The organism is Streptomyces sp. NPDC059866, from assembly GCF_042731325.1.
Taxonomy (GTDB): Bacteria; Actinomycetota; Actinomycetes; order Streptomycetales; family Streptomycetaceae; genus Streptomyces; species Streptomyces flavusporus.
In genome coordinates this window covers 1-1,094 of sequence record NZ_JBHWJT010000144.1, presented here as the reverse complement: position 1 = coordinate 1,094, position 1,094 = coordinate 1, and the positions used below count along the sequence as shown (strand labels likewise).

The 1,094-nt window shown below is 69.1% G+C and carries 1 protein-coding gene and 1 pseudogene; both read left to right on the top strand.

The genetic code is table 11. The features are described from left to right. Window positions 1–6: 6 nt before the first annotated feature. Window positions 7–405 (top strand): DUF6415 family natural product biosynthesis protein, encoded by a 399-nt coding sequence (locus ACFV7R_RS47145; RefSeq protein WP_385277011.1) that lies wholly within the window; start codon window positions 7–9, stop codon window positions 403–405. Between the two features lie 481 nt (window positions 406–886). Beyond that, window positions 887–1,094: pseudogene (locus ACFV7R_RS47140) on the top strand (hypothetical protein); the annotation flags it as partial.

Here is a 1,094-nt window from a genome sequence, read left to right as displayed (position 1 = left end):
ACCGTGATGGTCCCCGTACCGGTGGACATCGCCGCGCAGCTACTGAGCCGGCGATCCTCCAACGATCCCGAGACGCTGGGAGTGCTCCTCGCCGGTCTGCGTCGCTCCCTCGCCCATGAGGCGATCGACGACGAACTGTACGACGACCTGGAGGCCGTACTCGGCGAACACGCACACCCCGCTCCGTACGACATCGCGGTCATCGCGGGGCGGTTCCGGGAGGCGACCACCACGCTAGTGGAGATCGTGCCGCACCTCGTGAGCCCGTACCCCATCGACGAGATCCGGCGCCTGATCCACGTGAGCGCCGAGCATCCCCGCCCCGAAGGTGCACACGGCCACCTCCGCCGGTTCGCCCTGGCCGTCCTCGCGCTCCTCGACCTGATGGGAGATGACGGCTCGTGACCCCCGTACGCCCTGCCATGACACAGACGAGAGAGAAGAACCGTTCCGTGCGCACCACGACCGAGCCGCGCCTGATCCCTTTCATCACCCAGCGGGAGGGGGAGGACGCCGCGCCGGACAACCTCATCATCGTCCGGCATGCATCCGGCCCCCGGCTCTACTACGCGGATGAGGACGCCGCGGGCAGGGACCGGCCGCTGCGGGGGGTGCTGTGGGCGCGCTGCGGCTTCAACCCGATGGATGAACACGGCATGCCGAGGGGCAAACCGCAGTGGAAGTTCATGCACCCGTACCGGCAGATGCTGACGATGCAGGCCCTGCGCTGCCAGGTCTGCACCCAGTCCGCGAGGACCGCCCTCGGGTTCCCCTTTTTCTGCCCCGGGGCAGGGACCCTCATCAGGCGACGATTCTCACGAACCAGCCGCCGGTGTGCGCGAAGCATCTCCGCGCCGCCGCCGCGCTCTGCCCGCACGTTGAGCCGGTGGTCTTCCTGGCACAGAACGCCCCCCTGTACGGGGTCCACGGCACTCTCTACGGCCTCAACGCGCGCAACGAGGTGCATGTCGTCGCGCGGCCGGACCATGCCCTGCCCTTCGGCCACCCGAACGTGCCCACTCTGCTCGCCTCGCAGCTGATCCGCCGGCTGAGTTCCTTCCGCGTCGTCGACCTCGGCGAGCTGACGCGGGAGC

Coding starts and splice junctions, on each gene's coding strand:
- ACFV7R_RS47145 (WP_385277011.1), top strand. CDS start 7: ATGGTCCCCGTACCGGTGGACATCGCCGCGCAGCTACTGAGCCGGCGA.